Genomic DNA, 9389 nt, shown 5'->3' with positions numbered 1-9389 from the left:
CAGGCCGCTCGGCATCCGCGGAGTGCTGGCGATTCGCGGAGCCCGCGAGATTCTGGTGATGTTCTTCTGCTATTGCGCGCTTGAGGCCACGGCCATGTTGTGGGGCAGCAGCTACATGGTGCTCGGCAAGGGAGTCGACAAGACCACCGCGGCCATGTGGGCCAGCCTGTTCTGCATCGGCATCACCGTCGGACGCTTGGCCAGTGGCTTCCTGACCATGCGGCTCGACGACCCTTCGATGATTCGCCTTGGCCAGGCATTCGTGCTGGCCGGCATCGTCGTCATGCTGCTGCCGCTGCCGCACAATATCGGAACCATCGCGGGACTGATGGTCATTGGTCTGGGCTGCGCGCCGATCTATCCATGCATCATCCATTCCACGCCCGCGTATTTTGGCGAGGACAAATCACAGGCGATCGTCGGCATGCAGATGGCATGCGCCTACGTTGGCTCGATGTGCATGCCGCCATTGTTCGGGGTGGTCGCGCAGCATGTCTCCGTTAGCCTGTTCCCCTTCTACCTCGTGGCGTTCCTGACGCTCATGGTGATTATGCACGAGATACTGCGCAGGAAGTGCGGCGGTCGCAAACGGTGATATGGTGGTAGATCGCCGACGGGGGATTTGGCGGCTCGCCGATGAGATGCGGGAAAGATTCGGCAAGCGGCGGAATGGTGGGCTTGAATGATACGTGGCGTCTGACGGTGATGACATAATCGAACATATGTGCGAATGCATGCGGTTGTTCTCCAAGCCCACCGTGGCGTGGCTCGACCATGCGTTCGACCGTCCCACCGACGTGCAACGGCAGGCATGGCCGGCCATACGTTCCGGAGAAAATGTGCTGGTCGTGGCACCCACAGGTTCCGGCAAGACCCTGTGCGCGTTCCTTTCCGCCATCGATCATCTGATGACGAGCCGTGGCGGCTCCTCTGACGGGAAGGACGACACGGAACGGACCACCGGAGCGGACGATGCCGCGAACCGTTCCAAAGAGCATTCCCCTGCATCGGCGGCACGAAACGCGGCTACGACGGAGCAAGCGCGGCGTGGCGTCACGATCCTGTACATCTCCCCGTTGAAGGCGCTTGGCGTGGACGTGGCGAAAAACCTCGAAGCGCCATTGGCCGGCATCGCCGAACAATGCGCGGCCATGGGACTTCCCGCGCCGAAAATCAGCGTGGCCATGCGCAGCGGCGACACCACGCCGCAGGAAAGACGCAGGATCGTCAGCCATCCGCCGGACATCCTCGTCACCACGCCGGAATCGTTGTTCCTGCTGCTCACCTCCAAGGCCAGGCGAATACTGAAAACCGTCGAAACGGTCATCGTGGATGAGGTGCACGCCATCGCGGGCACCAAGCGAGGCGCGCATCTGGCCGTGAGCCTCGAACGTCTCGACGCGCTGACGGGGCGCCGCGCGCAGCGCATCGGCCTGTCGGCCACGGTCAATCCGATTGACGAGGCGGCGCGGTTCCTCGGCGGCGCGGAGCCGGTGACCATCGTGAATCCCGGAACGCGCCCCACCATGGATCTGCGCGTCGCGGACCCCTTGCCGAACATGCTCGACACCGGCGCCACCGGAGGGTCGGTATGGCCAGCCATCGAGCAGGCCATCCTCGATGAGGTGCTGAGCCACCACACCACATTGGTGTTCGTCAATTCGCGGGGACTAGCGGAAAAACTCACCGCGCGACTGAACGACCGATACACGGAATCCTGCGAATTCGACGGCACGGAACACCGTGATCTGGGGTCGCCCGAAGGACGTGAGCATTTTGCCGGACACTACGATTCGGTGGTGGGCGCCACGACGACGCTGGTCTCCTCGCACAATGACGGCGAGGTGATCGCCATGGCCCACCACGGCTCCGTCTCGAAGGACCGGCGCAAACAAATCGAGGAACAGCTCAAACGCGGCGAGCTGCGCTGCGTGGTGGCTACATCCAGCCTTGAGCTCGGCATCGACATGGGTTCGGTGGACCTGGTCATCCAAGTGGCGGTGCCATTATCGGTATCATCCGGACTGCAGCGCGTGGGCCGTGCCGACCACAAGGTCGGAGGCGTCTCCCATGCCGTGTTCTACCCGGTCACGCGCCAGCAGATCATCGGCATGGCGGCCAGTCTGGAAAGCATGCGCGCAGGTGCCATCGAACCTTTGACGATCCCCAACAACCCATTGGACGTGCTCGCCCAGCAGACCGTGGCCGCCGCGGCCATGGAAGACCTCAAACCCGACGCATGGTACGCCGAAGTACGCGGATCGGCGCCATTCGCGAAGCTCGACCGAACCATGTTCGACGCCGTCGTCGGTATGATGACGGGCGCATACAACAGCGAGGACTTCTCGGCGTTCCGCCCGCCGCTGCAGATGAACGAGGAGGCCGGGCTGATCTCCGCGCGTCCGGGAGCGCAACGTCTGGCGGTCACCAGTGGTGGCACGATTCCCGACCGCGGCATGTACACGGTGGTGCTGCCCGAGGAAAACGCCGGAAGCGGGCCGCGCAAAGTCGGCGAGCTGGACGAGGAGATGGTCTACGAATCACGCGTCGGAGACGTCATCACCCTGGGCACATCCACCTGGCAGATACAGGAGATCACCAGAGACCGCGTGATCGTGGTGCCCGCGCCTGGCCGCACCGCGCGGCTGCCGTTCTGGCACGGCGACGAAAGCGGACGCGACTACCGGTTCGGCCTCATCCAAGGACGCCTTGCCGGTGAGCTCGGTCAGGCATTGACATCCGCCGTGGATTCCACGGATGACGTTCCCGCGCCCCATCTGCATGCCGCCATGGTGGACCGGCTCAAACAAGACGGGCTCGACGACAACGCCATCGGCAACCTCACACGGCTGCTCGAGGAGCAACGCGCGGCGACCGGGACGATACCCAACGACCGAACATTCGTGTTGGAACGTTGCCGTGATGAAGGCGGCGATTGGCGCATCATCCTGCATTCGCCGTACGGGCGGCGCGTGCACGAACCATGGGCGTTGGCCATCACCGCACGCATCAGGCGACGGTACGGATTCGACGCCCAGGCGTACGCCACTGACGACGGCATCGTGTTGCGGCTGCCAGACGGATATGAGAATCTGCGGGCCACCGACATACTGCTGTTCGACGTCGACGACATGCAACGCGTCATCGAGACGCAGATCGGCGGAAGCGTGCTGTATATGGCACGGTTCCGGGAATGCGCGGCGCGTTCGCTGTTCCTTCCCAGAACCAGTCCCGGCCGCCGTGTGCCGCTATGGCAGCAGCGGCTGCGTGCCTCGCAGCTGCTCAGTGCGGCGCGCACCTGCAGGAACTTCCCCCTGCTGCTGGAAACCGCGCGCGAATGCCTGCAGGACGTATACGACCTTCCCGCGTTGCGTACCGTCATGTCGGGGCTCAATGCCGGAACGATCGCCGTGCACGAGGCAACGACCGGAACGCCTTCGCCGTTCGCAGAGAACATGCTGTTCGGATTCGTCGGATCGGTGATGTACCAATACGACGTGCCGCAGGCCGAACGCAGCACGCAACTGCTGTCCATGGACCCGGAGGTGCTGGAACGGCTGCTCGGCACCACGGACATGGCATCGCTGCTTGACCAGTCCGCCATTGCCCAGGTCGCGGACGAACTTCGTGGAAGAACCTTCTGGAATACCCTGCCGGAAGACGATGTCACCGGCAGAATCACCCGATACGCCAAAACCCACGGTCCGTTCACCGCCGACGAGATGATCGACGAATTAAGACTCGACGCGGTTCGGGCGGTGCATGTGCTGGATGAGCTCGACGCCAAGGGCAAGCTGCTCAAAGGGCATTTCCTCGCGGAGAAGCCGGGGCAGCAGTGGCTGTACATCGATGTGTTCCGACGCATCCGCACACTGTCCCTCGCCAAAGCGCGCAAGGCCATCAAACCGGTTTCGCAGCAGTCATACCAGGCGTTTCTGCTCGACAGACAGGGCGTCGGTCCAGTCGGCGCGGAACGGTATGAGGGCGTCGACGGCCTCATGCGCGTCATCGAGCAATTGGAAGGCGTGTTCCTCAACGCGTTCGTCTGGGAGTCCGCGGTGTTTCCAATTCGGGTGCGGGACTACCATCCGAGCATGCTTGACGAGCTTATCGCATCGGGCGACGTGGTATGGGTCGGACGCAAGAACAACGGCACCACGTCCAAGGAGGCGGGCGACATCGCGTTCCATCCGGCAGATTCCCCGCTGCTCGCCGCATATGGCGGTCCCGCATCGTCCGAACCGTCCGATTCGGAAAGCCTCACCGTTCCGGAGGCGGTGCTGTCGGCCTTCCGCAATGGGGGAGCGTTCCATGCGCGGCGGCTTTCCGCGCTCGCCCAAGAGGCATGGCAACAGCATGCCGATGTGCGGGTGAACCCCGATACCGGGGAGATTCTTTTCCCCACATGGGACGAGAACCAATTCGAAGAGGCGTTATGGGCCTTGGTGTGGCGGGGAAAGATCACCAATGGGTCCTTCGCCCCGGTGCGTGCGTTGGCGCGGGGCGACGCGGCTTTCCGCCCGTCGCCGCATGCGGTCGTCCCAAGATGGCGTTCCCTCCACTCCCATGACGGTATGGGGACGCGCACGGGAACCTCCGCCGCGATGGGTGGGCTGTGGTCCGCCGTAACCGCGTCCGGCGAAACCAATGATGTCGGATCCGACGAGCCGCATGGTCGGGAAAGGCCGCAGGGGAATGAGGAACGGGGCATCGCGTCGGTCGAATCATTGCTGGACCGCTACGGCATCGTCGCCGCGCCGCTGATTGACAAGGAAGACGTTCCGGGAGGTTTTTCCGGATTGTACCCCGTGCTCAAACGCATGGAGGAGCATGGGATGCTCGTCCGCGGCATGTTCGTGCAGGGCTTCGGCGCGGCGCAATTCGCGCGGAAGGACACGATCGACGCGTTGCGTGACGACCATCAGGGGCACAGCCGGTCCTGTGTGGCGCTCGACGCGACGGATCCGGCGAATCTCACCGGCGCGGCAATCGCATGGCCGGAGCAACGGTTCATGAAACCGGCGCGCCGGAGCGGCTCGATCATCGTGTTCAGGCAGGGCGCGCCGGCATTGTTCGCCGTGCCGAAAAGCCATAAAATCGTAGGCTTCACCGAGGATGAAACCGTGTTGCGCCAATCATGCGCGGAACTCGGCTACGCGTTGCAACGACGATCCGGCGGCGTTAGCTTCAGCGAGATGAACGGCGAATCATTGAAACGGCGCAATGCGTATATGCGGCTGCTGAAGTCCGCCGGATTCACCGAATCACCCCAAGGCATGAGATTATACCGATGAACCTGCGCCGGTGACGCCGTGCCGGTGGCCATGGCCGTCTCGCCGTCGCCATGAGCAGGCGGGACGGCAACACCGAAATACGCCAAGGCCGGACACGTCGGAAACGGCGCGTCCGGCCTTGGCGTATATTTCTGTTCGTTCGCTTGCCGGTATGCCTTCGCAGGCCGCGGTCAGCCGACGACGGCGATCGGCGACGCCAGATCGGTGCCGGAACCATCACGACGCATGTCGGGTTTCGGCAGCTCGACGGCCGCGCCGCTCTGGGTGGAGGCACGGAGCGGATACGAGCCCACGAACGCGCGGATCAGCGTGTTCTGGCCCTTGAGGAAGCGCTGGGAGCGCACACCGCCGGTGCCGCGGCCCTTGGTCGGGTACATCTCCAGAGGCGTCACCTTGGCCGAACCGTTCTCGGTTCCCGCCAATGCCTCCGAATCGCCCGCGACGGTCAGCACGACCGCACCGGAAGCGGAGAACAGCCCGTTCTCGCCTTCCTCATAATCCCAAGCGACTTCCTTTTCGGGAACCACGGCGAACGCGGCCACATGGCATTGCTCGGCCAGACGAATGCCGGCCATGCCGCCGGCGGTGCGTCCCTGCGGACGCACGTTCCTCGCCTCGAACGTCAGCAGTGAGGAATCGGTCGACACGAACACCAGCCGGTCATGGTCCGTGGCCTCGCCCGCGGCCAGCACCTCGTCACCGTCCTTCAGATCGATGACGCTCCACGAATCCATCGTGGTAGGCGATTCACGGTTCCAACGCTTGACCACGCCGTTGCGCGTGCCCAACGCCAACGGAGCCGCGGACGCGTCGCTTCCGTCCTCATTCGCGTTCGGCATCGCGATGGCCGCGACCACACGCTCCGATGCGACGGGATCCGTGCTCTCCGTCATGCCGATGAACTCTTCGGCCCTCACACCGCCTTCGACGTTCAAGGGGCCATCCGCCGGAACCGCCGGCAATTCCACGACATGCGCCAGCACCAGACGCCCCGCGGAGGTGACCAGACCATACGAGGAACGCGTGGTGGTGCGGAAGATCGAGATGATCTGGTCATCCCTCACGCGCCTGTCGGAAGCGGAACGATTCCTCCAACGCTCCAAGGCGTTTTCCGGAGCGCGCGCGATCAGACCCGTGGCGGAAAGCATCACCACACAGGGCTCGTCGTCGATCTGCAGGGCGGTGGCGGCCACATTGTCCTCGCCCGCCTTCTTCGCGGCCTTCTTGGCCGCCGCCACATCCGCGGCCGCGGAAGACACGGTCGCGGCCGCGCGCGCCGCCGCAAGCGCGGAGGAGGACGCCTCGTCATCGCCATGCGCGACGACCGGGGTCAGCGCGCCGTCCGCGTCCTTGTCCAGCAACACGGTGCGACGCGGCGAGCCGTACTTGGCGACGGCCTCGTCCATCTCGTCGATCACCACATCGTCCAGCACCTTGTCGGAAGCCAGAATACGGTCGAGCTCCTCGATGCGGCGACGCAGGTCGTCGCGCTCGGATTCCAATTCGATGCGGCTCATCTTCGTCAGTCGGCGCAGACGAAGATCGAGGATGTACTGCGCCTGGATCTCGTCCAGATCGAACACGGCCATGAGCTTCGTCTTGGCGGCATCGGCATCCTCGGACGAGCGGATCACCTGGATCACCTCGTCGATGTCCACCAAGGCCAGCAGCAGGCCCTCCACCAAATGCAGACGCTCCAAGGCCTTCTTCTTGCGGAATCCGCTACGGCGCCGGATCACCGTGCGACGGTGGTCCACCCACACCTCGAGCATCTCCTTCAGGCCCATGGTGTGCGGACGCCCGTTGACCAGCGCCACGTTGTTCATCGTGAAGTTGTCCTGCAGTGGCGTGTGCTTGAACAGCTGCGCCAGAACCGCGTTCGGGTCGAAGCCCGTCTTGAGCTCGATGACCAGACGCGTGCCGTTATGGCGATCGGTCAGGTCGATGGCGCCGGAGATGCCCTCCAGCTTGTGGTTCTTCACGCCTTCGGAGATGCGCTCCAGCACGCGTTCCGGCCCCACCATGAACGGCAGCTCCGTCACGACGATGGCCTTCTTGCGGGCGGTCACGTTCTCGACATGCGTCACCGATCGTGTGGTGAGCGCGCCCCGGCCCGTCTCGTACGCCTCGCGAATGCCGTCGCGGCCCACGATCACGCCGCCGCCGGGCCAGTCGGGGCCGGGCACATAACGCATCAGCTCCTCCAACGTGGCGTCCGGATGGCGCATGAGGTACTTCGCCGCGGCCACCACCTCGCCGACATTGTGCGTCGCCATGTTCGTCGCCATGCCGACCGCGATGCCGGAGCCGCCATTGACCAGCAGGTTCGGAATCGCCGCGGGCAGCACCGTCGGCTCCTGAAGCTTGTTGTCGTAATTCGGCGTGAAATCGACGGTGTCCTCGTCGATGTCGGCGTTCATGCCGAGCGCGGCCGAAGCCATGCGCGCCTCGGTGTAACGCGACGCCGCGGGACCATCGTCCAACGAGCCGAAATTACCATGGCCGTCGACCAACGGCAGTCGCATGGCGAACGGCTGGGCCAAACGCACCATGGCCTCGTAAATGGCGGAATCGCCATGCGGATGGAGCTTGCCCATCACCTCGCCGACCACACGGGCCGATTTCATATACGGGCGGTCCGGGTTCAGATTCATCTGGCCCATCTGATAGATGATGCGCCGCTGCACCGGCTTCAGACCATCCCTGGCATCGGGCAGAGCGCGGGCGTAAATCACCGAATACGCGTATTCGAGGAACGATTTGCTCATCTCCTCGTTCAACGGCGTTTCGACGATATGCTCCTTGACCGTATGCGGGTCATAGGCGGGTTTTGCCGGTCTGCGGTGCGACACCATGCGGTGATTCTCCTTACGGAAAGGTAATGGTAATCAACCAAGCAATGGTACCAGCCGGTACCGCCGCGGTGCTTGAATGGAAACCATGAGTGTTGAAGTACCCGGAGTTGAAGAGCTGCTGACCATGACCACACCGGCGAGGTACGGCGATACCGCGCCCGCGCACGCCAGAGGCGGCGCGTTGCATCTCTCCTCCGTGCTTCCGGCCGTATCCAGCGCCATCGGACATCCCATGCCGACCGCGGTGCATGCCGATCCGAAACACCTGCAGACGGCGCTCGGCATCCCCGACGCATCCTCCGCGGTCGTCGTATTGGCTGACGGCCTCGGATACTGGAACCTCAACATGAGGCTGGGGCACGCGCCATACCTGCGCTCGCTGATGAACGATTCGGTCAACCAGCGTCCGATCGCCACATGCATGCCCAGCACCACCGTCGCGGCCATGGCCACATTCGGCACCGGAACATGCCCCGGGCTCACAGGCATGACCGGCTACACGCAGCGCAACCCTCGCAACGGCGAAATCTGCCAGCTCATCGCGTTCAGAAACGCCATGCCACCGCAGGAACTGCAACGGCAGCCCACGATCTTCGAACGGCTCGCCGCGCAAAACGTGCGCGTCACCAGTTCGGGCCTGCCCAAATTCGCCTACTCCGCGCTGACCCAATCGGCGCTGCGCGGCAGCGACTACATCTCCAACGAAGACCCGCGCCGCCGCATCATGGCAGCGGCCAAGGCCGCACGCAAACCGGGACTCACCTACGTGTACCTGCGCGACACCGACAAAGTCGGGCACAATTACGGATGGGACTCCGACAAATGGATCGGCACCTACGAGCGCATCGACGCCCAGCTCGCCCTGCTCCGCCGCAGCCTACCCAAAGGCACGCTGATCGTCATCGTCGCGGATCACGGCATGATCACCGCCGACCCGGAAAACTGCATCGATATCGCCTCGGAACCACGCCTGACGCAAGGCGTCGCACAGGTCGGCGGCGAACCACGCTGCGTCATGCTCTACGCGCAGGACGGTGAGAACCCCGACGACATCGCGGCACGCTGGCGCGACGTGCTGGGGGAGCGGGCGCAGGTGCGCACGCGCTCGCAGGCGATCGCCGAAGGCGTGTACGGCCCTGTGGAGCCATATGTGGAGCCGATGATTGGCGATGTAATCGTTTCGGCGGCGAAGGCGGTGACCATCGTCGATTCGCGCACGCAGACGGAGAAGGCGATGCAC

4 protein-coding genes are annotated in these 9389 nt (G+C 64.1%); 3 read left to right on the top strand and 1 reads right to left on the bottom strand.

What is annotated here, in order from left to right:
• Together B3C64_RS04445 and B3C64_RS04440 are read left to right on the top strand one after the other, a co-directional pair.
• The coding region (locus B3C64_RS04445) for an MFS transporter (protein WP_291534014.1) at positions 1-595 on the top strand (595 nt) is incomplete at its 5' end.
• 139 nt (positions 596-734) lie between these two features.
• A complete protein-coding gene (locus tag B3C64_RS04440; RefSeq protein ID WP_414632161.1) occupies positions 735-5294 on the top strand; it encodes a DEAD/DEAH box helicase in 4560 nt (1519 codons plus the stop codon).
• Positions 5295-5464: 170 nt separating this feature from the next.
• On the opposite strand, the gene B3C64_RS04435 is transcribed toward B3C64_RS04440, so the two are convergent.
• A complete protein-coding gene (locus tag B3C64_RS04435) occupies positions 5465-8149 on the bottom strand; it encodes a DNA gyrase/topoisomerase IV subunit A (RefSeq protein WP_291534012.1) in 2685 nt (894 codons plus the stop codon).
• Between the two features lie 85 nt (positions 8150-8234).
• Here B3C64_RS04435 and B3C64_RS04430 point away from each other — a divergent pair.
• On the top strand, positions 8235-9389 hold a 1155-nt coding region (locus B3C64_RS04430; RefSeq protein WP_291534010.1), incomplete at its 3' end, for an alkaline phosphatase family protein.

Source organism: Bifidobacterium sp. UBA6881, from assembly GCA_002451435.1.
In the GTDB taxonomy this organism is placed as follows: domain Bacteria; phylum Actinomycetota; class Actinomycetes; order Actinomycetales; family Bifidobacteriaceae; genus Bifidobacterium.
Note: the sequence above shows the minus strand (reverse complement) of the source record. Positions and strands in the feature narration are given on the sequence as shown.

Excerpts from the sequence above, each read along its gene's own strand:
- B3C64_RS04435 (WP_291534012.1), bottom strand. The coding sequence starts at position 8,149 with ATGGTGTCGCACCGCAGACCGGCAAAACCCGCCTATGACCCGCATACG.
- B3C64_RS04440 (WP_414632161.1), top strand. The coding sequence starts at position 735 with ATGCGGTTGTTCTCCAAGCCCACCGTGGCGTGGCTCGACCATGCGTTC.